Genomic DNA, 24,931 nt, shown 5'->3' with positions numbered 1-24,931 from the left:
GAGGCTCCCTGGATTAGTGAGCTTCTTTCTGGTTGATCGCCACTTCAGCGATCGCCGACATGCCAGGCACCAGGCGGCCGCTCAGGGCTTTCACATCTTCCGGCTTGAAGGTGATCTTGACCGGCACGCGCTGCACAATCTTGGTGAAGTTACCGGTGGCGTTATCCGCCGGCAGCAGCGCGAACTGCGCACCCGACGCTGGCGAGAAACTGTCCACCTTGCCGATCAGTTCCTTGCCCGGCAGCGCATCGATAGTCACTTTGACTTCCTGGCCGACCTTCATGTCCGCCAGTTGGGTTTCCTTGAAATTCGCGGTCAGCCACACATTCTCCTGCACGATGGCGGTCAGCTGCTGGCCCGGTTGCACGCGCTGGCCCACTTCGATAGTGCGCTTGCCGATGCGGCCCGACACTGGCGCCAGAATCTTGTTGTACGCCAGTTGTTGTCTGGCGTCCTTCAGCTGCACCTGCAGCACGGCGATCTGCGCGTTCAGCACTTCGCGCGCCGATTTGGCCGAAGCGATTTGCGCTTTGGCGGCGGCCGCGCTGTCCTTGCGCGCGGCCACGTCGGCGGTGGCGCTGGCGCGGGCGGCGACAGCGGCATCCAGTTCGGCTTTCGACACGGCTTTCATCTGGCTGTTATACAGCTGGCCGAAACGCTCGGCATCCTGCCTGGCGCGCACCAGTTGCGCTTCCGACTGCGCCACCTGGGCGGCGGCGGCGCTGGCCTGGGCCTGCACCTGCGCGATCTGCGCGTCAGCCTGCGTGACCTGCTGCTGGGCCGAGGCGATCTGCGCCTGGATCTGCTCCACTTTCACGCCCTGATCGAACGGATCCAGCTCGGCGATCACATCGCCTTCCTTGACCAGCTGGTTATCGTCAATCAGCACTTTGGTAACCACGCCGGCGATGCGGGTCGATACCGGGTGCACGTGGCCGGCCACATAGGCGTTCTCGGTCTCGACATAGAAATGGCTGCGATACCACATGCGGCCGCCGGCGGCCAGGGCGGCCAGCGCAATGATGGCGGCCACCACCAGCACGCGGCGGTTCGGTTGCTGCGCCGGCGCGGCCGGCGCAGCGGCTGGAGCGGCAGGCACGGCACTGAGTTTTTGTTCTTGGGTGGACATGAAGGAGCTCCAGAAAATGAAATGAGATAGGAGCATTATCGCCAGTTTCCGGCCAAAGTCAAGAAATGAAACGATTGCATTTCATTTTTTTTTGGACTAGCATGTCGGCATTCGTTATCATTCACCGCCATGAACACCACCACCGACCTGACCGACGCCGCGCTGGACGAGCAAGATTGCCCGGAAGGCAATTACCCGCCTGATTCGCCGTGCTTTGGCAAGGCCGCCGGCCGCCCGCGCGCGGCCGACAAAGCCGCCCGCCGTGCCGCCCTGCTGCACACGGCCGGCCAGCTGTTCCTGGAAAAAGGCTACAGCAAGGTCAGCCTGGAAATGATTGCGCGCGAAGCGCACGTGGCGGTGCGCACCATCTATGTCAAATTCGGCGGCAAGGCCGGACTGCTGAACGCCGTGATTGCCGATGGCCGCGCGCGCTTCTTCGGCGGCATGGATAATATGGAAACCGATCCGCGCCCGATGGAAGAAATCCTGCGCGACTTCTCGCTGCGCTTCCTGGAACTGATCTCGCTGCCCACCTTCTGCAGCCTGCACCGCATGGTGGTGGCCGAAGCCAAGAGCACGCCGGAACTGGCCGAGACCTTCTTCAACGCCGGTCCGCAGCGCACCCGCGAGGAATTGAACCGCTTCTTCGCCCGTCCGGACATCCGCGCCCAGCTGCGCCCGGACGTGCGGCCGGAACTGCTGCCGGTGTTCCTGCTCAACTGCATCATGGGCGACCAGATGTCACGCCTGCTGTTCCCCATCACCCAGCCGCCCACCATGGATGAGCTGCGCGTGCGCGCCACCGAAGGGCTGGACCTGTTCCTGCGCGGCGTGAAACGCTAAAACGCTCCAAAATTTTGCCATTTGCTCTATACTGATTTTTTACAAACCGGAGTACACATGAGCAAAACGAATCGTCTGGACTGGAGCAAGCAAATCACGCTCATGAACGAGCGCATCAAACACTTCCAGGCCAATCCCGGCCAGGAGCAACTGGACGCTGTCATCGCTGAACTGCAGGCGTACGCCGAGGCGGCGCGCAACGGCGGCATTGAAATTCCGGCCCGCTTCACCGTCAACTGACATGACCCGGCTGCGCTGGCTCTTGCTGGCCGTGGTGCTGGCCATGGCCGGCCTCACGGGCTATTACCACGACCGCAATCCGGAGCGGCGCGCGCTGACCGCGGCTGTGCGTCAGCACGACGGCTCGCCGGGCGCCTATGCCCCCCTGAGCGACGGCGTGACCTATTACGAAGCGGCCGGCCCGGATGACGGCCGCGTGGCCGTGCTGGTGCACGGCTTTTCGGTGCCGTCCTACATCTGGGACCCCACCTTTGCCGCCCTGCGCGATGCCGGCTACCGCGTGATCCGCTACGACCTGTTCGGGCGCGGCATGTCCGACCGGCCGGATGCCGCCTATGACGGCGCCTTCTACGACCGCCAGCTGGACGAGCTGCTCAAGACGCTCAAAGTGGATGGCAAGATCGACTTGTTTGGGCTCTCCTTTGGCGGCTACGTCAGCGCACACTACGCGTCCACGCATCCGCTGCGCATCCGCACCCTGAACCTGGTCGATCCATCGAATACCGCGCCGGCCATTCCATGGCAGCTGGCGGCGCCGCTGCTCGGCCCCTACCTGTTCCAGACCACCGCCGTGCCCACCATGGCGGACAACCAGAGCAGCGACTTTCTACACCCGGAACGATTCCCCGGCTGGGCCGAGCGCTATCGTCCGCAGATGCAGTTTTACGGCTTCGGCCGCGCCTTGTACCGATCGCGTCTGAGCCTGTCGCGGGAAAACTTTGACGCCATCTACGCCAGCATCGCCAGGGCCGGCACGCCGGTGCATCTGATCTGGGGCAAGCAGGACCCGGTGATCCCGGTGGCGCAGGCGGCGCGCATCCGCCAGGCGATGCCCGCAGTGAGCTACACCGAGATCGACCAGTCCGGCCACCTGCCGCAGATGGAGCAGACGGCGCTGTTCAACCAGCACATGCTGGCCTACCTGGCCGCCCACCCATGAAAATCCGCACCCTGCAGGCCGATGATGTGGCGCGCCTGCTGGCGTTTGAACTGGCCAACCGCGCCTGGTTCGAGCAGCACGTGGAAGCGCGCAGTCCGGCCTTCTACTCGGCGGCCGGCGTGGGCGCGCACATTTCGGATTACCTCGACAGCCACCATGCCGGCACCATGCATCCGTGCGTGCTGACCAGCGACGACGGCGCCGCCATCATCGGCCGCGCCAACCTGCGTCAGATCGATCGTGAGGCCGGCACTGGCGAAGTGGGGTATCGCATCGCCGGCAGCGAAGCGCGCCAGGGGCTGGGCTGCCGGGCGCTGGAACACTTGATGGAACTGGCGCGCGGACAGTACCGTCTGCGCGTGCTGAGCGCATGGATCTCGCCGCAGAACATCGGCTCGCGACTGGTCGCGGAAAAATGCGGTTTCACGCGCGACCCGCTGGCCGCGCCGCAGGTGGTACAGGTGAATGGCGAGGATCGCACCTCCCACCTGTACCAATGCCGCTTATAGACAGACTTACTTGCCGCGCGCCTGCGCCACCAGGGCATCCAGCACCTGCAGCGTCGCCGCGCCCAGTTGCGGGCGCGGGATGCCAGGATTGCTGGCGTCCACCATGGTTGGATTGGTCACATAACGGCCTGCCACCACCAGCGTCGGCGTGCTGGTAACTTCATACGCAGCCGCCACACGGCCGGCTCCCTTCAGGCGCGTCATCACAGCGAACGAATTGTAGGTGGCGGTGAACTTCTCCTTGTCGATGCCGTTCTTCACCGCCCAGTCGATATTATCGGCATCGCTCTTCAGGCGCTTGCGCTCGACGTGCCAGGTGTTGAGGATCTTGGCGTGCAGCTGCTCCTCCAGCTTCATCGCTTCCAGCGTCAGGAACATATGCGCTTCCGGATCGTTCTCGCCGGTCAGCGGCAGGTGGATGCGGCGGAAGCTGATGTTATCGCCCTGCTTCTTCACCCACTCCAGCATGGCCGGCTCCAGCGCGTAGCACGCCGGGCAGTGATACATGAAGAACTCGATCACCTCGACCTTCTTGCCCTGCGCCTGCACCGGCTGCGGGTTCTTCAGGGTGGTGTACTCGGCGCCGTTGCGCGGCGCGGTAGGCGAGGCGAACGCGGTGGCGGCGCACAGGCCGGCCACTACCAGGGCAATCTTCAGCAAACGCATAAATCTTCCTCTAACTGGGCAAAGACAGCAGAGTATCACTTCTGCGGCGGTCGCGCCTCCAAACCGGCGATATCCTGCATCAGCGCGATCAGGCGCCTGGTGCCCAGGCCCAGCGGCCGGTCGTTGCGCCACACCACGTCAACCCACAGCCGCAGCTCATTGCTCATGTGCGCAAAGCCGATGTGCAGCAACTCGCCGCGTTCCAGCAGCGGCGCCACCTGGCGCAGCGGAAGATAGGCCCAGCCGACGCCGGCGCGCACCAGGCTCAATGTGGCCAGATGACTGTCGGTGCGCCACAGCTTGCGCGAGATGAGCACGCGCTGATCGGCTTGCGCCATGTCGCGGCTGACGATGGCGACCTGCCGCACATCGAGCAGATCCTCCAGCCGGATATTGTCCTTGCGCTCCAGCGCCAGCTTGTGGCGCGGTGAAATCACCGGCACCAGCACCTCGCTGCCCAGTTCCTGAAAACTCTCATGCTCGTCCACGCCCGGGCGCTCATACATCAGCGCCAGCTGGGCCGCACCTTCATGCAGCATGCGCAGCGCATCCTCCTGCGGCGCCGACAGCACCTCCACTTCCAGCGCGGGAAACTCCTCGGCCAGCTGCGCCAGCGGATTGCTCCACGGCGCCGACAACAACTCGGGCGCGATCGCCAGCGTCAGGCGCCGTTCCAGTCCCTGATGCAGCGACAGCGCATGCGCCTGCAGGCGCCTGAGCTGCCCCGCCAACTGGCGCGACTCCGCCTCCAGCGCGCGCGCCGATTCGGTCGGCCGCACCTCGCGCGAACTGCGCTCGAACAGCGTCAGATCCAGCTCCGCCTCCAGCTGCGCGACCGCCATGCTGACCGCCGACGGCACCCGGCCCAGCGCACGCGCCGCCGCCGAGAAGGAGCCGTGGTCCAGCACCGCCAGAAAAATCGCAATGTTATCGGATGAGAAAGCCATGCCGGCCATCCTATCAGAAAAACTGAAAGCTGCTGACTTTTTCAATCAGCAAAACACCCCTATCATGCGCAGCGTTGTCACCAAGAAGAGGAACACCATGCAAGGCCTGAAACGCAAAGTCGTCTACGTCTCCCTGTTTGAAACCATCGCCATCGGCCTCACCAGCAGTGGTTTGATGCTCATGGGCGGACACGATGCAGGCCATGCGGGCACCGCCGCCGTTGCCTCCTCGCTGATCGCCATCATCTGGAACTTCGCCTTCAACACCATGTTTGAAGCATGGGAAGCGCGCCAGACCAAGCGCGGGCGCGACTGGAAACGCCGCGCCGCCCACGCCATCGGCTTCGAAGGCGGCTTGCTGCTGGTGCTGGTGCCGCTGTTCGCATGGTGGCTCAACATCTCGCTATGGGAAGCGCTGGTGCTGGACATCGGGCTGCTGATCTTCTTCATGATCTACACCTACCTCTTCAGCCTCGCCTTCGACCACGTGTTCGGCCTGCCCGCATCTGCGCAGGGCTGAGCTACAATCGTCGGCATACCATCCACGGAGGAATGTCGCATGAAGTTGAAACCGTTCGCGTTTGCGGTGCTGGCCTTGATGTGGGGCGCGGCGCGGGCCGAGGGGCTGTCGGCCGCCGAGCAGAAGATCGTCGCGGAAGTCAAAGCGCATTCGGCGCAGGGACTGGAACTGCTGGAGCGTTCAGTCAACATCAACAGCGGCACCATGAATCACGAAGGCGTGCGCGCGGTGGGCAAGCTGTTTGGCGAGCAGTTCGCGGCGCTGGGGTTTGCCACCCGCTGGTCCGACATGCCGGCCGCCATGCAGCGCGCCGGCCATCTGATCGCCACGCGCGAGGGCAAGCAGGGCAAGCGCCTGCTGCTGATCGGCCACCTCGACACCGTGTTTGAAAAAGACAGCCCGGTGCAGCTGTGGCAGCGCAACGGCGACCGCGTACGCGGCCAGGGCGTCAACGACATGAAAGGTGGTGACGTCATCATCATCGAAGCGCTGCGTGCGCTGCATCGCGTGGGCGTGCTGGACAACACCACGATCACAGTGGTCTTCAGCGGCGATGAGGAAAATGCCGGCTCGCCGGTTGAAATCTCGCGCGCGGACATGGTCAACGCCGCCAGGCGCAGTGACATCGCGCTCGCCTTCGAGGCCACAGTGCGCAACCAGGACGGCAAGGACACCGGCACCATCGGCCGTCGCGCCTCGTCATCGTGGGAATTGAAGGTGAGCGGCAAACAAGGCCACTCCAGCGGCATCTTCACAGAGAACGCGGGCTACGGCGCGATCTACGAAGCGGCGCGCATAGTCGACAGCTTCCGCCAGCAAGTGATGGAGCCGGACCTGACCTTCAGCCCCGGCCTGATTGTGGGCGGCACCGAGGCCAGCACCGATGCGCTGGGCACGGCGGGCCAGGCGGCCGGCAAGAGCAACGTCATCGCCCGTACCGCCATGGTGGAAGGCGACCTGCGCTACCTGAGCTACGAACAGCGCGACCGCGCGCACGCCAAAATGAAAGCCATCGTCGCGCAGAACCTGCCGGGCACCAGCGCCAGCATCACCTTCCATGACGCCTACCCGCCGATGTCGCCCACGCCGGGCAACCTGGCGGTGCTGAAGGCCTACTCGCAGGCCAGCAAGGACGCGGGCCTGGGCGAAATCCCGGCCCTGCCGCCTGGCCAGCGCGGCGCCGGCGACGTGCAATTCGTCGCCCCGCTGCTTGACAGCCTGGACGGCCTGGGCGCCACCGGCAACGGCGCCCACTCGCCGGACGAAGACCTCGAAATCGCCTCGATCGAACGCGCCACCATCCGCACCGCCATCCTGCTCTACCGCCTGACCCGCTAAATTCGGGGTCAGCTCTGACATTCGGACATGCAGCTCGCACTTTTGATGTGGCTCAAAATGCGCTATAGATAATGCCAGTCTGGCACAGCAGCAATCCTACATTTGCGGTAGCGCGTATAAGGGGCGGTCGTATTGATATTCCGCAAAGAAGATGCGTGCATGTCCGAATGTCAGAGCTGACCCCGAATTGAAAAAGCCGGGAACTGGTCCCGGCTTTCGTGATGCTGCTGTACTTAGCGCTTGCGCGGCGGCGGCAGGTCGGTGCAGGTGCCTTCGTAGACTTCCGCAGCCATGCCGATCGATTCGCCCAGGGTTGGGTGGGGGTGAATCGTTTTGCCGATGTCGGTGCCGTCGCAGCCCATTTCGATGGCCAGCGCGATTTCACCAATCATGTCGCCCGCGTGCGTGCCGACGATGGTGCCGCCGATGATGCGGTGGGTCTCAGCGTCGAACAGCACTTTGGTGAAGCCTTCGGCGCGGCCGTTGGCCACGGCGCGGCCACTCGCAGCCCATGGGAAGTGGCCCTTCTCGACCTTGATGCCCTTGGCTTTCGCTTCGTCTTCGGTGATGCCGGCCCATGCCACTTCCGGATCGGTGTAGGCCACCGATGGAATCACCTTCACGTCGAAGTGCGACTTCTGCCCCGCTGCCGCTTCCGCCGCCACGTGGCCTTCGTGCACCGCCTTGTGCGCCAGCATCGGCTGGCCCACCAGGTCGCCAATGGCGAAGATGTTCGGCACGTTGGTGCGCATCTGGCTGTCGACCGGGATGAAGCCGCGATCGGTGACGATCACGCCGGCCTTTTCGGCAGCGATCTTCTTGCCGTTCGGGCTGCGGCCTACGGCCACCAGCACCAGGTCGTACACTTGCGGTGCAGGTGCCGGCGCGCCGGCTTCCGCCGCTTCAAACGTGACCTTGATCCCTTCCGGCAGCGCTTCAACGCCAACGGTTTTGGTCTTGGTCATGATGTTGTCGAAGCGCGCTTCGTTGTACTTCTGCCAGACTTTGACCGCATCGCGGTCGGCGCCTTGCATCAAGCCGTCCATCATTTCGACCACGTCGATGCGCGCGCCGAAGGTCGAGTACACGGTGGCCATTTCCAGGCCGATGATGCCGCCGCCGATCACCAGCATGCGCTTGGGGATCTGACGCAGTTCCAGCGCGCCGGTCGAGTCGACGATGCGCGGATCTTCCGGCACGAACGGCAGCTTCACTACCGACGAACCGGCAGCGATGATGGCCTGCTTGAACTGCACCACTTTTTTCGAACCATCCTTGGCGGTGACTTCGATGTGGTTAGCGCTCAGGAACTGGCCCACGCCCTGCACGATCTGGGTCTTGCGCGCCTTGGCCATGCCGGCCAGGCCGGTGGTCATGTTCTTGATGACGCCTTCCTTGTACTTGCGTACCTGGTCGATGTCGATGCTCGGCTTGGCGAAGGTGACGCCGGTGTTGGACATGTGCGCGGTCTCGTCGATCACAGACGCCACGTGCAGCAGTGCCTTGGACGGGATGCAACCCACGTTCAGGCACACGCCTCCCAGGGTGTCGTAACGCTCGACGATGACGGTGTTCATGCCCAGGTCCGCGGCGCGGAAGGCAGCCGAGTAGCCGCCAGGGCCGCCGCCCAGCACCATCATGTCGCAGTCGACGTCGACCTGGCCGCTGTAGCTGCCGCCGATCGGCGCGACGGCCGGTGCGGCCGGCGCAGCCGCAGGCGACGGTGCAGCGGCCGCGGGGGCCGGCGCCGGCGCAGGAGCCGCCGCCGCGCCGGCGGCTTCTTCCACCACCAGCAGCGTGACGCCTTCCTTGACCTTGTCGCCGACCTTGACGCGCAGTTCCTTCACCACGCCGCTGTGCGACGATGGGATTTCCATGCTGGCCTTGTCCGACTCCACGGTGATCAGCGATTGGTCAGCCTTGATCGTATCGCCAACCTTCACCATCACTTCGATCACTTCCACTTCGCTGAAGTCGCCGATATTCGGCACTTTTACTTCGGTGCTCATAGGGGCTCCTTACAGCAGAATTTTGCGCATGTCACCGAGCACTTCGCTCAGGTACACGGAGAAGCGGGCGCCCATCGCGCCATCGATCACGCGGTGATCGTAGGACAGCGAGGTGCCCATCATCAGACGTGGCTGGAACTGCTTGCCATCCCAGACCGGCTTGGTCGATGCCTTGGACAGGCCCAGGATCGCCACTTCCGGCGCATTCACGATCGGCGTGAAGTGCGTGCCGCCGATGCCGCCCAGCGACGAGATGGTGAAGGTCGCGCCTTGCATGTCGGTCGGTTTCAGCTTGCCTTCGCGCGCCTGTGCCGACAGTTCGGTCATCTCCTTGGCGATCTGGGTCACCGATTTCTGGTCGGCGTTTTTGATCACAGGGACCACCAGGCCATTCGGCGTGTCGGCTGCGAAGCCGATGTTGTAGTACTTCTTCAGGATCAGGTTCTCGCCCTTTTCGTCCAGCGACGAGTTAAAGGTCGGGAATTTCTTCAGCGCGGCCACCGATGCCTTGATCACGAACGCCAGCATGGTCAGCTTGGTGGCGTCCTTGTTCTTGGCATTGGCGTTGTTCGATTCAACGCGGAAGGCTTCCAGGTCGGTGATGTCGGCATCGTCGAATTGCGTGACGTGCGGGATCTGCACCCAGTTGCGGTGCAGGTTGGGACCGGAGATCTTCTTGATGCGCGACAGCGGCAGCAGCTCGGTTTCACCGAATTTGCTGAAGTCCAGCGACGGCCATGGCAGCACGCTGAAGTTGCCGCCGCCACCGACCGCGCCACCAGCGGCAGCCGGCGATGCAACGGTACCGGCGATCACGCCCTTGACGTAGTTCTGCACGTCCTGCTGGGTGATGCGGCCTTTCGCACCGGAGCCCGGCACCTTGCCCAGGTCCACGCCCAGTTCGCGCGCGAACTTGCGGATCGATGGCGATGCGTGTGCCAGTTTGCCGGTTTGTACCGAGCCTTGCGACGCAGAGGCGGCAGCAGCAGGCGCTGGTGCCGGCGCTGCGGCCGGCACAGGCGCCGGTGCAGCAGCAGTTGCAGGCGATGGTGCAGCGCTGGTCGGTGCGGCAGCCGCGCCAACCGGACCGCCGGTGGCCTCAACCACCAGCACGATCGAGCCCATGGCAACCTTGTCGCCCACCTTGATCTTGATCTCTTTCACCACACCGGCGTGCGACGATGGAATTTCCATCGAAGCCTTGTCCGATTCAACGGTGATCAGCGATTGGTCGACCTTGATGGTGTCGCCAACCTTGACCATCACTTCGATGACTTCCACTTCCTTGAAGTCGCCGATGTCCGGCACTTTGACTTCGACCGGGCCGACGGCGGCGGCAGGCGCCGGCGCCGGTGCAGCGGCAGCAGCCGGTGCTGGCGCAGGCGCGGCGCCCGGTGCGGGAGCCGCGGCAGGCGCCGGCGCGGCCGCGGCGGCATCACCTTCCAGCAGCAGCACCAGCGAACCCTCGGCCACTTTGTCGCCGACCTTCACTTTGATCTCTTTGACCACGCCTGCCGCCGACGATGGAATCTCCATCGATGCCTTGTCCGATTCAACGGTAATCAGGGACTGGTCCACTTTAATCGTATCGCCAACTTTTACCATCAGCTCGATGATTTCAACTTCCTTGAAATCACCGATATCCGGGACTTTAACTTCCACAATGCTCATAGCGTTTGCTCCGTTCTAATTATTGGGTCACCGGATTTGGTTTGTTCGGATCGAGGTTGTACTTGACCACGGCCTGCTCAACCACTTTCACGTCGATCTTGCCTTCTTCGGCCAGCGATTTCAGCGCGGCGACGGTGATGTAGTAGCGGTTCACTTCGAAGAACTCGCGCAGCTTGGCGCGGCTGTCCGAGCGGCCGAAGCCGTCGGTGCCCAGCACGCGGTAGGTGCGGTCCTTCGGAATGAAGGCGCGGATCTGTTCAGCAAACGCACGCATGTAGTCGGTGGTTGCCACGATCGGACCCTGGGTATCCTTCAGCAGCTGGGCGACGTAAGGCACGCGCTGTGGCTGGGTAGGATTGACCAGGTTCCAGCGCTCGGCGTCCTGGCCGTCGCGCGCCACCAGGGTCAGCGACGGCGCGGACCACACGTCGGCAGCGATGCCCCAGTCGTTCAGCAGCAGTTCCTGAGCGAAGATCGACTCGCGCAGGATGGTGCCCGAACCGATCAGCTGCACGCGCTGCTTGGCTTTCTTGTCGCCCTCCTGCAGCAGGTACATGCCCTTCAGGATGCCCTCTTCCTGGCCCGGCTTGATGCCTGGGTGCGGGTAGTTCTCGTTCATGATGGTGATGTAGTAGAACACGTCTTCCTGTTCTTCCACCATGCGGCGCATACCATCCTGGATGATCACTGCCAATTCGTGGCCGAAGGTCGGGTCGTACGGCATGCAGTTCGGCACAGCGGCGGCAAACAGGTGGCTATGACCGTCTTCGTGCTGCAGGCCTTCGCCGTTCAGCGTGGTGCGGCCGGCGGTGCCGCCCATCAGGAAGCCGCGGGCGCGCATGTCGGCAGCGGCCCATACCAGGTCGCCGATACGCTGCATGCCAAACATCGAGTAGTAGGTGTAGAACGGCACCATCACGCGGTTGTTGGTCGAGTACGAAGTCGCCGCGGCGATCCACGAGCTCATGCCGCCAGCTTCGTTGATGCCCTCTTGCAGGATCTGGCCGGCCTTGTCTTCGCGGTAGTACATCACCTGGTCCTTGTCGACCGGCTCGTACAACTGGCCTTGCTGGTTGAAGATGCCGACCTGACGGAACAGGCCTTCCATACCGAAGGTACGCGATTCATCCACCAGCACCGGCACGATGCGCGGACCTACGCTCGGGTCTTTCAGCAGCGTGGTCAGGATACGCACGTACGCCTGGGTCGACGACACTTCACGGCCTTCGGCGGTCGCGTCCAGCACGTTCTGGAACGCCGACAGCGGCGGCACGGTCAGCTTTTCGTCAGCCTGCTGGCGACGGGCCGGCAGGTAGCCGCCCAGCGCGGCGCGGCGCTCGTGCAGGTACTTGATTTCAGGCGCGTCATCGGCTGGCTTGTAGAACGGGATGTCGGCCAGCTTGTCGTCCGGGATAGGGATCGAGTAGCGGTCGCGCATTTCGCGCACGGCTTCGTCGGTCAGCTTCTTGGTGTTGTGCGCGGTGTTGCGTGCTTCGCCGTGCTTGCCCATGCCGAAGCCCTTGATGGTTTTCACCAGCAGGACGGTCGGTTGGCCCTTGTGTTCCTGCGCGACCTTGAAGGCAGCGTAGATCTTGTGCGGATCGTGGCCGCCGCGGGTCAGGCGCCAGATGTCGTCGTCGGTCATGTTGGCAACCATCTCCAGCAACTTTGGATGCTTGCCGAAGAAGTGCTTGCGCACGTAGGCGCCGTCTTTGGCCTTGTAGTTCTGGTATTCGCCGTCGACGGTTTCCATCATCACTTTGCGCAGGATGCCTTCTTTATCCTTCTGCAGCAGGGCATCCCAGCCCGGGCCCCAGATGACTTTGACCACGTTCCAGCCGGCGCCACGGAATTCGCCTTCCAGTTCCTGAATGATCTTGCCGTTGCCGCGCACCGGACCGTCCAGGCGCTGCAGGTTGCAGTTGACCACGATGACCAGGTTGTCCAGCTTCTCGCGCGCGGCCATGCCGATCGCGCCCAGCGATTCCGGCTCGTCCATCTCGCCGTCGCCGCAGAATGCCCAGACTTTACGGTCGGTGGTGTCGGCGATCGAGCGCGCGTGCAGGTACTTCAGGAAGCGTGCCTGATAGATGGCCATCAGCGGGCCCAGGCCCATGGACACGGTCGGGAATTGCCAGAAGTTTGGCATCAGTTTCGGGTGCGGGTACGACGACAGGCCCTTGCCATCCACCTCGCGGCGGAAGTGCAGCAGTTGGTCTTCGGTCAGGCGGCCTTCCAGGAAGGCGCGGGCGTACACGCCCGGCGAGGAGTGGCCCTGGATGTACAGCAGGTCGCCGCCGTGGGTGTCGCTCGGGGCTTTCCAGAAGTGGTTGAAGCCGATGCCCAGCATATTGGCCAGCGAGGCAAACGAGGACAGGTGGCCGCCCAGGTCGCCGTCGAAACGGTTGGCCTTGACCACCATCGCCATGGCGTTCCAGCGCATCCACGAGCGCAGTTTTTCTTCGTATTCCAGGTTGCCAGGGCAGCGCTGCTCCTGGTCGGCCGGAATGGTATTGACGTATGCAGTATTGGCGGAGAACGGAATATCGGAACCGCTCTGGCGCGCCAGATCAATCAACCGCTCCAACAGGTAGTGAGCACGGTCAGGGCCCTCTTGTTCCAGCACTGCGGCCAGGGAATCCAACCATTCTTTGGTTTCTTGCGAATCAGGGTCGGTGTATGCCGTTACCTGGTCAAGTTGAGCTGACATGTAATAAGTCTCCAGAGTTGAGAGTTCGCTGATTATTTACTAATACTTCAATGACGTGTGGGGATTCTAGCAGCCTATTTTGGCTTTTTCAAATTACGATAAGCCATTTTATATTATGAAATTTCCCTATGAAAAACTTGTGCAGCGCAGCATGCGCCGGCCGCCAAAAACACGGCGGGATGCGCCCTGCGGCCTTATAATCCTGCTTTCCCTCTACCATCACGTGTAAATCATGACTGCTCAACTGATCGACGGCGTCGCCCTCTCCAAAAAACTGCGTGCTGAAATTGCTGCACGTGCCGCAACCCTCACCGCCCAAGGCAAACAACCCGGCCTGGCGGTGATCATTGTCGGCGACGACCCGGCCAGCCACGTCTACGTGCGCAACAAGGTCAAGGCTTGCGAGGACGCCGGCTTTTACTCGCTGAAAGAAGAATACCCGGCCGATCTGACCGAGGCCGCCCTGTTGGACCGCATTGCCGCGCTGAATGCCGATCCAAAGATCCACGGCATTCTGGTGCAGATGCCGCTGCCCAGGCACATCAATGCCCACAAAGTGATTGAAGCGATTTCGGTCAAGAAGGACGTCGACGGCTACGCCGTGCTGAGCGCCGGCGAACTGATGACCGGCCTGGACGGTTTCCGCCCATGCACGCCATACGGCTGCATGAAGCTGATCGAAAGCACCGGCGTGGATCTGCGCGGCAAGCATGCGGTGGTGATCGGCCGGTCCAATACCGTCGGCAAGCCGATGGCGCTGCTGCTCTTGCAAGCCAACGCGACCGTCACCATCTGCCATAGCGCGACCCCGGACATTGGCGTGTACACCCGCCAGGCCGACGTGGTCGTGGCCGCAACCGGCCGCCGCAACACCCTGACTGCTGATATGGTGAAGCCAGGCGCGATCGTGATCGACGTCGGCATCAACCGTAATGATGAGGGCAAGCTGTGCGGCGACGTCGATTTCGACGGCATCAAGGAAGTGGCATCGCATATCACGCCGGTCCCGGGCGGCGTGGGGCCGATGACCATCACCATGCTGCTGATGAACACGGTGGAAGCGGCCGAGCGCACCTGATCGTCGCACCGGCGAAGGCCGGTGCCCATACAACGCATGCTCAGCATGGGTCCCGGCTTTCGCCGGGATGACGCTGATTTGATTGGAACGAATATGACTGACAAAAATCCCCTGCTCGACTTCAGCGGCCTGCCGCGCTTTGACGCCATCAAGCCGGAGCACGTCACCCCGGCCATCGACGAGCTGCTGACCAAAAGCCGCGCCGTGGTCGAGCAGCTGCAAGCGCCGTCGGACACCGCCAGCTGGGACAGCTTTGTCACGCCGCTGGAAAACGCCACCGAACTGCTGGGCCGCGCCTGGGGCATCGTCAGTCATCTCAACAACGTGGTGGACACGCCGGAACTGCGCGCCGTCTACAACGAGAACCAACCGAAAGTGACCGAATTCTGGACCGAGCTCGGCCAGAACGAAGCGCTGTTCGCCAAATACAAGGCGCTGCGCGCCTCGGCCGAATTCGACACCCTGTCGCCGGCCCGCAAGCGCATCATTGAAAACGCCATCCGCGATTTCCGCATGGGCGGTGCCGAACTGCCGGAAGATAAGAAAGCCCGCTTTGCCGACATCCAGGAAGAGCACGCCAAAACCTCGACCCGCTTCTCGGAAAACGTGCTGGACGCCACCAACGACTACAAGCTGCTGGTGACCGACGAAGCCGACCTGGCCGGCCTGCCGGAAGACGTCAAGGCCGCCGCCCGCGCCGCCGCCGAGAAATCCGAAAAGCAAGGCTGGGAATTCTCGCTGCACTTCCCGTCCTACTACCCGATCCTGCAATTTGCCGACAAGCGCGAACTGCGCGACACCATTTACCGCGCCAACGCCACCAAGGCTTCCGAACAAGGCGAAGTCTTCAGCAAGAAAGATGAATGGGACAACACTCAGAACATCGTCACCCTGCTGAAGCTGCGCGACGAGGAAGCCAGGCTGCTCGGCTATAACAACTTTGCCGAAGTCTCGCTGGTGCCGAAGATGGCCAAGTCGCCGGACGAAGTGATCGCCTTCCTGGAAGACCTGGCAAGGCGCGCCCGTCCGTTCGCGGAAAAAGACCTGGCGGAGCTCAAGCAGTTCGCCAGGGAAGAGCTGGGCATCGACGATCTCAAGGCCTGGGACATCCCCTACGCTTCCGAAAAACTGCAGGAAGCGCGCTATGCCTTCTCGGCGCAGGAAGTGAAGCAGTACTTCCCTGAACACAAGGTCATCGACGGCCTGTTCCGCCAGATCCAGAACCTGTTCAACGTCGAGATCAAGCCGGACGCGGCGCCGGTGTGGCACAAGGACGTGCGCTTCTTCCGCATCGAGCGCGACGGCAAGCTGATCGGCCAGTTCTACCTCGACCTGTACGCCCGCCCCGGCAAGTCCGGCGGCGCCTGGATGGACGACGCCCGCGGCCGCCGCGCCGACGCCACCAATGTGCAAACACCGGTTGCCTACCTGACCTGCAACTTCACCGAACCTGCGGTGGAAGACGGCGTCACCAAGCCATCGCTGTTCACCCACGATGAAGTGATCACGCTGTTCCACGAATTCGGCCATGGCCTGCACCACATGCTGACCCAGGTGGACGAGCTGGGCGTGTCCGGCATCTCCGGCGTCGAATGGGATGCGGTGGAACTGCCGTCGCAGTTCATGGAAAACTTCTGCTGGGAATGGGAAGTGCTGGAGCACATGACCGCGCACGCCGTCACCGGCCAGCCGCTGCCGCGCGCGCTGTACGACAAGATGCTGGCCGCCAAGAATTTCCAGTCCGGCCTGCAGACCCTGCGCCAGGTCGAGTTCTCGCTGCTGGACATGCACCTGCACTACGATTACGACGCCAGCACCGGCAAGACCGTGCAGCAGCTGATCGATGAAGTGCGCAGCAAGTTCGCGCTGGTGATCCCGCCAGCGTTCAACCGTTTCCAGAACTCCTTCGGCCACATCTTCGCCGGCGGCTACGCGGCCGGCTACTACAGCTACAAGTGGGCGGAAGTCTTGTCGGCCGATGCCTACGCCGCGTTTGAAGAAGCACAGAAGCTGGGCCCGGCCGCCGTGTCGGAAACCGGCAAGCGCTATCTGAAGGAAATCCTGTCGGTCGGCGGTTCGCGTCCGGCGCTGGAATCGTTCACCGCCTTCCGCGGACGTGAGCCGAGCATCGACGCACTGTTACGGCACAGCGGCATGGCCGCGTAACGATTCACCATCTCCCCATCACGCAAGCCGCACGGTAGCAAACTCGGTGCCAGCGGCTTGCGGCGATTTCGCATACACTGGATTCACCATGACACGCATCGACTTCCACACCAATGTACCGGACAAAGTAGCCTACGCCTGCCGCCTCGTGCGCAAGGCTTGGGCCGCCAACAACCGCGTGGTGCTGATGACCGACGATGCAGTGCAGCTGGCAGAACTTAACGCGGCGATGTGGACATTTTCCGCCACCGACTTCCTGCCGCACGTGTTGGCGGACGATGCGCTGGCGGCGCACACGCCGATCCTGTTGACGGACAACGATGAGGCGGAATTACCACACACGCACAAAGAATTATTGGTCAATTTATCGCGCCGGGCGCCCCGCAACGTGACGCAGTTCGCGCGCATGATCGAAGTGATTTCCTCGCAAGAGGAGGATGCGGCCGCCGGCCGCAAGCGTTATGTCGCATACAAGCAGCAAGACTATCCACTGACCCACTTTGTCGCAGGAAAATCATGAGCCAAGCATCGTTTGACGCAAGTATCCCTGTATTGACGGAAGTTCTGAAAGCGGAGCCGCTGAGCGACGAGGCAGCAGCCCCATCCGCACCACCGCCGGCGTCGGCCGCCGCCCAGCTGGAAGCCGCCGCCATCGACGGCTGGACCGAAGCGGAATGGGCGATGATGGAGCACCGCTTGTCGGTGCGCATCATGCACCAGCTGCAGTCGCGCGTGGATTTTGTGCTGGAGCAGCGCATCAAGGACAGCATGGCCGAAGTGCTGAGCCATGCCTTGCATGACCTGACCAACGAGATCCGCATCGGCCTGCACGACACCATCGAAAAGATTGTGTCGCGCGCGGTCGCCCAGGAACTGACCCATCTGCAAGCGCAGAAAAAGTAAGCCCCGCCCCTGGTCCGCGCATCCACCGTGGTGCGCGGGCCGCACCGCCCTGAAGCATCCTTGCATCAAATCAGGGAAGCGCTCCAAAAAAGTACAAAACCTCCGGTTGGACGCTTTGCGCCGTCAAAAATTTGTTGTACCTTGGTGGCCTTGCATACAACTTTGGAGATTGCACATGCAGTTCAAATTCATTCCTCTCGCCATTGCCCTGGCTTTCGCCGGCAGCGCTGGTGCGCAAGAAGTGATCAAGATCGGTCACGTCGGTCCAGTCTCCGGCCCGTCCGCTCACCTCGGCAAGGACAATGAAAACGGCGCCAAGATGGCAGTCGAAGACTTGAATGCCAAAGGCATCAAGATCGACGGCAAACCCGTCAAGTTCGTGCTGCAGCTGGAAGACGACGGCAGCGATCCCAAGCAAGGCACGGCGGTTGCGCAGAAGCTGGTGGACGCCAAGGTCAACGGCGTGATCGGCCACCTGAACTCCGGCACCTCCATCCCCGCCTCCAAGATTTACCACGATGCCGGCATCCCGCAAATCTCGCCGGCCACCACCCAGACCAAATACACCCAGCAAGGCTTCAAGTCGGCCTTCCGCGTGGTGGCCAATGACGCCAAGCTGGGCGGCTCGCTGGGCAACTACGCCATCACCAAGCTGGGCGCCAAAAAAATCGCTGTGATCGACGACCGCACCGCCTACGGCCAGGGCGTGGCCGACGAATTCATCAAGGCCGCCAAGAAAGCCGGTCCGAAAGTCGAGTTCACCAAGGAATTCACCAATGACAAGGCCACCGACTTCAACGCCATCCTGACCAAGATCAAGGCCAAGAATCCGGACCTGGTGTTCTTTGGCGGCATGGACTCGGTGGGCGGCCCGCTGCTGCGCCAGATGAAGGCGCTGGGCATCAACGCCAAGTACATGGGCGGCGACGGCATCTGCACCGAATCGCTGCCGAAGCTGGCTGGCGCTGCGGCTGCCAATGGCGTGGTCACTTGCGCGGAAGCCGGCGGCGTCACCGCCGAGCAGCAAAAAGGCATGGATGATTTCGTGGCGCGCTACAAGAAGAAGTACAACGCCGACGTGCAGATCTACTCGCCATACGTGTACGACGCGGTCATGACCATGGCCACCGCCATGCAGCAGGCCAACTCGGCGCAACCGGCCAAGTACCTGCCATTCCTGCAGAAGATCAAGTATCAGGGCGTGACCGGCCTGATCTCGTTTGACGACAAGGGCGACATCAAGGACGGCGCCCTGACCCTGTTCACGTACACCGACGGCAAGAAGACCAAGATCGAAGTGATTCACTAACAAAAAAGCGCCTTACGGCGCTTTCTTTTTACATCATTTCTGCGACAGGACCCATTTCACCAGGGTCTTGGCTTCCGCTTCATTGACTTGCGGATTGGCCGGCATCGGGATCGCGCCCCAGGTGCCCGAGCCGCCCTTGATCACTTTGGTCACCAGCTTGGCTTCCGCGTCTTTCTGGCCAGCATATTTAGCGGCAACGTCCTTGTAAGCCGGGCCGACCAGCTTGGTGGCAACCGCGTGGCAGGCCATGCAATTCTTGGCCTTGGCCAGGTCCAGGCCCGCATCCGCCATGGCGGCCTGCGAAGCGAAAGCCGACGCCAGTACTACTCCAACCATCATCAAATGTCGTTTCATTGTGTTCTCCAGGTGATTGCTACTAAATTCCGCCGGCCATTCTACCGCGTTTTGCCTTGATGCATTTAACGCTTAGGTCAAGTAAACGTTGACTTAAACTGGATTATTGCTTGTAAGATGGAGGGGAGAGGAGGAAATCATGCCACTGATCCTATTGATCGTTGCTTTGGTTGCACTGCGCTACTTTGAAGTATGGAAGTTTGCCGAACTATCCTGGTGGGCGATCGGCGCCCTTATGGTGATTGCTTTCCTGTGGTTCGAGTTCCTGGAACCGATGCTGGGCTTTGACAAGCGCAAAGCCCACAATGAAGACGAGAAACGCCGCAAGGAACGCGTCAGCAAGACCTTCGACAAAAAATGATGGTCATTCCGGCGAAAGCCAGAATCCATAGGATGCATGAGCAGATGCTCAGCATGGGTCCCGGCTTCCGCCGGGACGACGTGTTTTACTTCCGCAGCTGCGACAGGTCGCGCACCGCGCCACGGTCGGCGGAGGTGGTCAGCGCCGCATAAGCCTGCAGTGCCTGCGACACATAACGCTCGCGGTTCACCGGCTTCCACGCATCGGCGCCCCTGGCTTCCATGGCCGCGCGACGCGCCGCCAGTTCCTCGTCGCTGATGCGCAGGCCGATGGTACGGTTCGGAATATCGATATCGATCATATCGCCCTCTTCCACCAGGCCGATGGCGCCGCCTTCCGCCGCTTCCGGCGACGCGTGGCCAATCACCAGGCCCGACGAACCGCCCGAGAAGCGGCCATCGGTGAACAACGCGCACGCCTTGCCCAAGCCCTTGGACTTGATGTACGACGTCGGATACAGCATCTCCTGCATGCCCGGACCGCCCTTCGGACCTTCGTAGCGAATGATGACCACATCGCCGGCATGCACGGTATCGCCCAGAATGGCCTCAACCGCCGCGTCCTGCGATTCAAACACCCGCGCCTTGCCGCTGAACTTCAGGATGCTCTCATCCACGCCTGCCGTCTTCACGATGCAGCCGTTTTGCGCCAGGTTGCCGTACAAGACCGCCAGGCCGCCGTCCTTGGAATACGCATGCTCAAGATCGCGGATGCAGCCGGTGCTGCGGTCCAGATCCAGCGCCTCATAACGCTCCGATTGCGAGAACGCCACCTGCGTCGGCACACCGCCTGGCGCCGCGCGGAACAGCTGATGCACGGCGGGATCGTCGCTGCGCTTGATGTCGTTGCGCTCGATCGCCTCGGCCAGGGTTGGCGCGTGTATGGTTGGGCGCGAGGTATCCAGCAAGCCGGCACGCGCCAGTTCGCCCAGAATCGCAATGATGCCGCCGGCACGGTGCACGTCTTCGATGTGGAACTTGTCCGTCATCGGCGCCACTTTGCACAGGCATGGCACCTTGCGCGAAATGCGGTCGATATCGGCCATGGTGAAGTCCACGCCCGCCTCCTGCGCCGCGGCCAGCAAGTGCAGCACGGTGTTGGTCGAGCCGCCCATCGACACGTCCAGCGCCATGGCGTTTTCCCAGGTCGACTTGGTGGCGATGGCGCGCGGCAGGATGCTGTAGTCGTCCTGCTCGTAGTGGCGCTTGGCCAGTTCCACGATCAGGCGGCCGGCGCGCAGGAACAGCTGTTCACGGTCGGCATGGGTGGCGACGATGGTGCCGTTACCCGGCAGCGACAGGCCCAGTGCTTCGGTCAGGCAGTTCATCGAGTTGGCAGTGAACATGCCCGAGCACGAACCGCAGGTCGGGCAGGCGGAGCGCTCGATCTCGGCCACGTCGGCATCGCTGACGGTGGTATCGCCGGCCTTGATCATGGCGTCCACCAGATCCAGCTTGATGACCTTCTGGCCGCCGTTGACCACCTTGACCACCTTGCCCGCTTCCATCGGGCCGCCCGACACGAACACCACCGGAATGTTCAGGCGCATGGCGGCCATCAGCATGCCCGGCGTGATCTTGTCGCAGTTGGAGATGCAGACCATGGCGTCGGCGCAGTGCGCGTTGACCATGTATTCCACCGAGTCGGCGATCAGGTCGCGCGACGGCAGCGAGTACAGCATGCCGCCGTGGCCCATGGCGATGCCGTCATCGACTGCGATGGTGTTGAATTCTTTCGCCACGCCGCCCGCTTTTTCAATCTCGCGCGCCACCAGCTGGCCCAGATCCTTCAGGTGCACGTGGCCCGGCACGAACTGGGTGAAGGAGTTGACCACAGCGACGATCGGTTTATCGAAGTCGCCATCCTTCATGCCGGTTGCGCGCCAGAGGGCGCGGGCGCCGGCCATGTTGCGGCCATGGGTGGTGGTACGGGAACGGTATTGCGGCATGATGTTTCTCCAATGGTAAGGCTAGCCTAAGAGTGTGCGACTACCCTGCCACCGTGTCAAATATATGATTTCCGCTGCTGTGAGTCGTATAAAATATCACAGGACTTAAATTACATAGTTAACCATATGGAACTGCGCCAACTCCGCTACTTCGTCACCGTGGCCGAAGAACTCCACTTCGGCAAGGCCGCGCTACGCCTGCACATGACGCAGCCGCCGTTGTCGCAGACCATCCAGGCGCTGGAAGAGGAACTGGGCGCCGCGCTGTTTGAACGCAACCGCCGTGGCGTCACCTTGACCCCGGCCGGCAGTGCCCTGCTGCCGGAAGCGCGCCGCCTGCTGGCGCAGGCGCAGGAACTGCCGCAGCTGGTGCAGCGCGCCGCCGCCGGCGAAGTGGGCCGGCTGACGCTGGCCTTCGTCTCCTCAGCCGACTACAGCGTGCTGCCGCCCTTTCTGCGCGCCTACCGCGCCGCCTATCCGCAGGTCCAGATCACGCTGCAGGAAGCCACCTCGGATCTGCAGCTGGACGATCTGCTGCACAACCGTATCGACGCCGGCCTGCTGATCCCGCCCTTGCCCGACAAAGCGCGCCAGGAACTCGACTATCTGCCGGTGCTGAACGAGCCGCTGGTGCTGGCCCTGCCGTCCGGCCTGCCGGCGCTGAAGAAGAAAGGCAAGCTGAAACTCGCGGGCCTGCCGCCGCTGCCGCTGATCATCTTCCCGCGCGCGATCGCACCGGCGCTGCATGACGCCATCCTGTCCGTATTCCGCGAAGCCGGCATCACGCCGCAGATCGGCCAGGAAGCGATTCAGATGCAAACCATCGTCAGCCTGGTCTCGGCCGGCATCGGCATGGCGCTGGTGCCGCAGTCCGTCTCCAACCTGATGCGGACCGGGGTAGAATACCGGGCGCTGGCCGACGCCACGCCGCTGGTCGAAACCGGTCTCGCATGGCGGCGCGATAACAGCTCGCCGGTGCTGCACGGCTTTTTGGAACTCCTACGAAAGAACACCCTATGCTGATACACCCGATGCCCGATCCCATCGCCCTGCAACTGGGGCCTGTCGCGATTCATTGGTATGGCCTGATGTATGTGCTGGCGTTTGCCATGTTCATCGCGCTGGGCCGCGTGCGCATCAAGCAGCCGCACATCGCCGCGCAGCAGTGGAAGAAAGAGGATCTGGACGACATGCTGTTCTACGGCATGATGGGCGTGATCATCGGCGGCCGCCTGGGCGAAGTGCTGTTCTACGAGCCTGCCAAATACTTTGCCGATCCGATTGAAATCTTCAAGGTCTGGCACGGCGGCATGTCCTTCCACGGCGGCTTTATCGGCGTGCTGGTGGCGATGTCGATCTGGGCGCGCAAGGCGGGCCGCAACCTGCTGGACGTGTACGACTTCATCGCGCCGCTGGTGCCGCTCGGTTACGCGGCCGGCCGCCTGGGTAACTTCATCAACGCCGAACTGCCGGGCCGCGTGGTCAGCGACCAATCGCTGCCATGGGCCATGCTGTGGCCGGACATCCGCTACCCGCTGCATCCGGACCCGGTATTCCTGCAAGGCCTGCGCCATCCATCGCCGCTGTACCAGCTGATTGTGGATGGCCTGATCGTGTTTGTGATTTTGTGGCTGTACGCGCGCAAGGAGCGCCCGCGGCTGGCGGCGGGCGCCTTCTACACCTTGCTCTACGGCTGCGCGCGTTTCTTCACCGAATACTTCCGCACCCCGGATTGGGAACGCGTGATCGCCGGCGTGCCGATCACCTCCGGTCAGGCGTTGTCGCTGCCGATGATCGCCGGCGGCATTCTGATGCTGGTGTGGGCCTACAAAACAAAGCAAAAGGGCCGCGCGCCTCAACCCCGGCAAACCGGGGTCTGACCCCGCCGGGGTCAGACCCCAGCGGAGCGCAGTGCGGGGTTATTTCAACAGCTTGACGATCGTCTTCCATTGCGCCGCCGTCACCGGCGTGATGGACAGGCGGCTGCCCTTCTGCAGCACCACCATGTCTTCCAGCGCCGGGATGGTGCGCATCTCCGCCAGCGACAGCAAACGCGTTTTCTGCGTGCCCTTCACATCGATGGAAATCCAGCGCGGCGCTTCCTGCGTGGCCTTGGGATCGTAGTATTTGCTCTTGGCGTCGAACTGCGAGGCGTCCGGATAAGGAGTGCTCACTATCTCCGCCAGGCCCGCAATGCCGGGCTCCGGACAGCTGGAGTGATAGAACAACACCCCATCGCCGACCTGCATCTGATCGCGCATGAAATTGCGCGCCTGGTAGTTGCGCACACCGAACCACGCGGTAGTCTGCCTGGGCGATGCCATCACGTCATCAATGCTCACTTCATCCGGCTCGGACTTCATCAACCAGTATTGCATCGGATTCTCCAGACGAAAAAAAGCGGCTGCGCATTCACATGCTAACAACCGCTTCTTTGTGTATAAGGCCCCGCCTGTGCCGTCTTGCCGGCATCCCGAACCAAAATGGCTCAGGTGGTCACAGTTAGTTCAATTTCGGGTTCATCGGACTAGCGACGCTCTCGCCCATCGAACAAATTTCCGTAACCGGTGCAAAAGAATGGTTCAAGGAATATATGACAAGTCTCGAACACTGCAGGGTGAAACGAAGTTTACTCTTTTGTGCGCCGCAAAGGAAGGGCTGCACAAATTAAAAATCGATTAAAACAGCGCTTCCTGCGGCGTCAACGCGGCGTCCAGCACCTTGTGCATGGCGGCCATCTTGGTCTGCACTTCCAGCATGGACATGTCAGACAACGGTCCCTGTGGCGCTTTCACCGTCAGGAATTCACCGGCCATGCTGAGTGCCGCCATGACGGCGATACGGTCGGTGCCCTTGACTTTGCCAGCGTCGCGGATCGCGCACATTTTACGGTCGACGAAAGCGGCCGCCTTGCGCAGCGCCGCTTCCTCGTCTTCCTTGCAGGCCAGCTTGTAGGACTGGCCCATGATGGTCACATCCAGTTGGATCATCGTGCTTCCTCGTTTTCAGGCAGCGTGTCGTCGGTGTCCGCACTGTCGAGCCCTGGAATCTTACCCAGCAAAGCTTCAAGGCGGCCGGAGGCTTCGCCCAGGCGGCGCTGATAGCCCATGTTCTCCGCCACAAGAGCGGCATTGGCCTGGCGCAGCTGGGCGTTTTCGCGACGCAGCGCTTGCGTCATCTCGGCCAACTGGTCGATTTTATCGGAGAGGTCTTGGAATTCTGAAATCATCCCGCCACTATAGGGAGCGGGCGGGATGCCGTCAACCGAATCGCGTATTTGCAACCAACAA

The 24,931-nt window shown here is 62.3% G+C and carries 25 protein-coding genes and 1 other RNA gene; 14 read left to right on the top strand and 12 right to left on the bottom strand.

Going from position 1 to position 24,931, the window contains the following annotated elements; all coding sequences use genetic code 11:
* Window positions 1-13 precede the first annotated feature (13 nt).
* Entirely contained in the window at window positions 14-1,129 is a 1,116-nt protein-coding gene (locus tag ABDW57_RS04340; RefSeq protein WP_343728974.1) for an HlyD family secretion protein, read from the bottom strand.
* A 129-nt stretch (window positions 1,130-1,258) separates the two neighbouring features.
* Between ABDW57_RS04340 and ABDW57_RS04335 the strand changes: the two genes are divergently transcribed.
* From ABDW57_RS04335 to ABDW57_RS04320, 4 genes are read left to right on the top strand one after another with little or no spacing between them, the layout of a single operon-like run.
* Complete coding sequence (locus ABDW57_RS04335) at window positions 1,259-1,972, top strand: TetR/AcrR family transcriptional regulator (RefSeq protein ID WP_343728973.1); 714 nt, start codon at window positions 1,259-1,261, stop codon at window positions 1,970-1,972.
* Between the two features lie 57 nt (window positions 1,973-2,029).
* A complete protein-coding gene (locus tag ABDW57_RS04330) occupies window positions 2,030-2,212 on the top strand; it encodes a hypothetical protein (RefSeq protein ID WP_343728972.1) in 183 nt (60 codons plus the stop codon).
* A gap of 1 nt (window position 2,213) precedes the next feature.
* Window positions 2,214-3,152, top strand: coding sequence for an alpha/beta hydrolase (locus tag ABDW57_RS04325; protein WP_343728971.1), 939 nt, complete (start codon window positions 2,214-2,216; stop codon window positions 3,150-3,152).
* Window positions 3,149-3,661: a GNAT family N-acetyltransferase gene (locus ABDW57_RS04320; protein ID WP_343728970.1), complete on the top strand. Its 513-nt coding sequence runs from the start codon at window positions 3,149-3,151 to the stop codon at window positions 3,659-3,661. The genes ABDW57_RS04325 and ABDW57_RS04320 overlap by 4 nt, the downstream gene beginning before the upstream one ends.
* Window positions 3,662-3,667: 6 nt before the next feature.
* On the opposite strand, the gene ABDW57_RS04315 is transcribed toward ABDW57_RS04320, so the two are convergent.
* Window positions 3,668-4,327: a thiol:disulfide interchange protein DsbA/DsbL gene (locus tag ABDW57_RS04315; RefSeq protein ID WP_343728969.1), complete on the bottom strand. Its 660-nt coding sequence runs from the start codon at window positions 4,325-4,327 to the stop codon at window positions 3,668-3,670.
* A 35-nt stretch (window positions 4,328-4,362) separates the two neighbouring features.
* Complete coding sequence (locus ABDW57_RS04310) at window positions 4,363-5,274, bottom strand: LysR family transcriptional regulator (RefSeq protein WP_343728968.1); 912 nt, start codon at window positions 5,272-5,274, stop codon at window positions 4,363-4,365.
* 97 nt (window positions 5,275-5,371) lie between these two features.
* Here ABDW57_RS04310 and ABDW57_RS04305 point away from each other — a divergent pair, with 97 nt between their 5' ends.
* Both ABDW57_RS04305 and ABDW57_RS04300 read left to right on the top strand, forming a co-directional pair.
* Window positions 5,372-5,794 (top strand): PACE efflux transporter, encoded by a 423-nt coding sequence (locus ABDW57_RS04305; protein ID WP_343728967.1) that lies wholly within the window; start codon window positions 5,372-5,374, stop codon window positions 5,792-5,794.
* A gap of 39 nt (window positions 5,795-5,833) precedes the next feature.
* On the top strand, window positions 5,834-7,132 hold the full coding sequence (locus ABDW57_RS04300; protein WP_343728966.1) for a M20/M25/M40 family metallo-hydrolase: 1,299 nt from the start codon (window positions 5,834-5,836) through the stop codon (window positions 7,130-7,132).
* 233 nt (window positions 7,133-7,365) lie between these two features.
* Here the strand turns inward: ABDW57_RS04300 and lpdA are convergent, their stop codons facing one another.
* The 3 genes from lpdA to aceE are packed head-to-tail and all read right to left on the bottom strand — an operon-like array spanning window position 7,366 to window position 13,522.
* Window positions 7,366-9,141 carry a dihydrolipoyl dehydrogenase gene (lpdA, locus tag ABDW57_RS04295; protein WP_343728965.1) on the bottom strand — a complete coding sequence of 592 codons (1,776 nt, stop codon included), beginning with the start codon at window positions 9,139-9,141 and terminating at the stop codon, window positions 7,366-7,368.
* Between the two features lie 9 nt (window positions 9,142-9,150).
* Window positions 9,151-10,812 (bottom strand): dihydrolipoyllysine-residue acetyltransferase, encoded by a 1,662-nt coding sequence (aceF, locus tag ABDW57_RS04290; RefSeq protein ID WP_343728964.1) that lies wholly within the window; start codon window positions 10,810-10,812, stop codon window positions 9,151-9,153.
* A 19-nt stretch (window positions 10,813-10,831) separates the two neighbouring features.
* Window positions 10,832-13,522, bottom strand: a complete 2,691-nt coding sequence (aceE, locus tag ABDW57_RS04285) for a pyruvate dehydrogenase (acetyl-transferring), homodimeric type (protein WP_343728963.1) — start codon at window positions 13,520-13,522, stop codon at window positions 10,832-10,834.
* A gap of 232 nt (window positions 13,523-13,754) precedes the next feature.
* Between aceE and folD the strand changes: the two genes are divergently transcribed.
* The 5 genes from folD to ABDW57_RS04260 all read left to right on the top strand — a co-directional run bounded on the left by folD (window position 13,755) and on the right by ABDW57_RS04260 (window position 18,978).
* Complete coding sequence (folD, locus tag ABDW57_RS04280) at window positions 13,755-14,600, top strand: bifunctional methylenetetrahydrofolate dehydrogenase/methenyltetrahydrofolate cyclohydrolase FolD (protein WP_343728962.1); 846 nt, start codon at window positions 13,755-13,757, stop codon at window positions 14,598-14,600.
* Between the two features lie 93 nt (window positions 14,601-14,693).
* A complete protein-coding gene (locus tag ABDW57_RS04275) occupies window positions 14,694-16,766 on the top strand; it encodes a M3 family metallopeptidase (RefSeq protein WP_343728961.1) in 2,073 nt (690 codons plus the stop codon).
* Between the two features lie 88 nt (window positions 16,767-16,854).
* Window positions 16,855-17,286, top strand: a complete 432-nt coding sequence (locus tag ABDW57_RS04270) for a DNA polymerase III subunit chi (protein WP_343728960.1) — start codon at window positions 16,855-16,857, stop codon at window positions 17,284-17,286.
* Window positions 17,283-17,669 carry a hypothetical protein gene (locus tag ABDW57_RS04265; protein WP_343728959.1) on the top strand — a complete coding sequence of 129 codons (387 nt, stop codon included), beginning with the start codon at window positions 17,283-17,285 and terminating at the stop codon, window positions 17,667-17,669. Before ABDW57_RS04270 ends, ABDW57_RS04265 begins: the two co-directional genes overlap by 4 nt.
* Before the next feature lie 175 nt (window positions 17,670-17,844).
* Window positions 17,845-18,978, top strand: a complete 1,134-nt coding sequence (locus ABDW57_RS04260; protein WP_343728958.1) for a branched-chain amino acid ABC transporter substrate-binding protein — start codon at window positions 17,845-17,847, stop codon at window positions 18,976-18,978.
* 33 nt (window positions 18,979-19,011) lie between these two features.
* Here the strand turns inward: ABDW57_RS04260 and ABDW57_RS04255 are convergent, their stop codons facing one another.
* Window positions 19,012-19,332 (bottom strand): c-type cytochrome, encoded by a 321-nt coding sequence (locus ABDW57_RS04255; RefSeq protein WP_176645325.1) that lies wholly within the window; start codon window positions 19,330-19,332, stop codon window positions 19,012-19,014.
* Window positions 19,333-19,471: 139 nt separating this feature from the next.
* Here ABDW57_RS04255 and ABDW57_RS04250 point away from each other — a divergent pair, with 139 nt between their 5' ends.
* Complete coding sequence (locus tag ABDW57_RS04250; protein ID WP_343728957.1) at window positions 19,472-19,693, top strand: TIGR04438 family Trp-rich protein; 222 nt, start codon at window positions 19,472-19,474, stop codon at window positions 19,691-19,693.
* An 85-nt stretch (window positions 19,694-19,778) separates the two neighbouring features.
* Here ABDW57_RS04250 and ilvD read toward each other — a convergent pair whose 3' ends face one another.
* Window positions 19,779-21,641: a dihydroxy-acid dehydratase gene (ilvD, locus tag ABDW57_RS04245; RefSeq protein ID WP_343728956.1), complete on the bottom strand. Its 1,863-nt coding sequence runs from the start codon at window positions 21,639-21,641 to the stop codon at window positions 19,779-19,781.
* Window positions 21,642-21,767: 126 nt separating this feature from the next.
* On the opposite strand from ilvD, the gene ABDW57_RS04240 reads away from it, so the two are divergent.
* Both ABDW57_RS04240 and lgt read left to right on the top strand, forming a co-directional pair.
* On the top strand, window positions 21,768-22,664 hold the full coding sequence (locus tag ABDW57_RS04240; protein WP_343728955.1) for a LysR family transcriptional regulator: 897 nt from the start codon (window positions 21,768-21,770) through the stop codon (window positions 22,662-22,664).
* A complete protein-coding gene (lgt, locus tag ABDW57_RS04235) occupies window positions 22,658-23,521 on the top strand; it encodes a prolipoprotein diacylglyceryl transferase (RefSeq protein ID WP_343728954.1) in 864 nt (287 codons plus the stop codon). Before ABDW57_RS04240 ends, lgt begins: the two co-directional genes overlap by 7 nt.
* A 39-nt stretch (window positions 23,522-23,560) precedes the next feature.
* Here lgt and ABDW57_RS04230 read toward each other — a convergent pair whose 3' ends face one another.
* The 4 genes from ABDW57_RS04230 to ABDW57_RS04215 all read right to left on the bottom strand — a co-directional run bounded on the left by ABDW57_RS04230 (window position 23,561) and on the right by ABDW57_RS04215 (window position 24,870).
* Window positions 23,561-24,019 carry an EVE domain-containing protein gene (locus ABDW57_RS04230; protein WP_343728953.1) on the bottom strand — a complete coding sequence of 153 codons (459 nt, stop codon included), beginning with the start codon at window positions 24,017-24,019 and terminating at the stop codon, window positions 23,561-23,563.
* Between the two features lie 63 nt (window positions 24,020-24,082).
* Window positions 24,083-24,263: non-coding RNA, 6S RNA (gene ssrS / locus ABDW57_RS04225), on the bottom strand.
* A 56-nt stretch (window positions 24,264-24,319) separates the two neighbouring features.
* Window positions 24,320-24,631 (bottom strand): cell division protein ZapA, encoded by a 312-nt coding sequence (locus ABDW57_RS04220; RefSeq protein ID WP_343728952.1) that lies wholly within the window; start codon window positions 24,629-24,631, stop codon window positions 24,320-24,322.
* On the bottom strand, window positions 24,628-24,870 hold the full coding sequence (locus ABDW57_RS04215; RefSeq protein ID WP_343728951.1) for a hypothetical protein: 243 nt from the start codon (window positions 24,868-24,870) through the stop codon (window positions 24,628-24,630). The genes ABDW57_RS04220 and ABDW57_RS04215 overlap by 4 nt, the downstream gene beginning before the upstream one ends.
* Between the last annotated feature and the right edge of the window lie 61 nt (window positions 24,871-24,931).

This window comes from Duganella sp. (assembly GCF_039595735.1).
In the GTDB taxonomy this organism is placed as follows: domain Bacteria; phylum Pseudomonadota; class Gammaproteobacteria; order Burkholderiales; family Burkholderiaceae_D; genus Rugamonas.
Note: the sequence above shows the minus strand (reverse complement) of the source record. Positions and strands in the feature narration are given on the sequence as shown.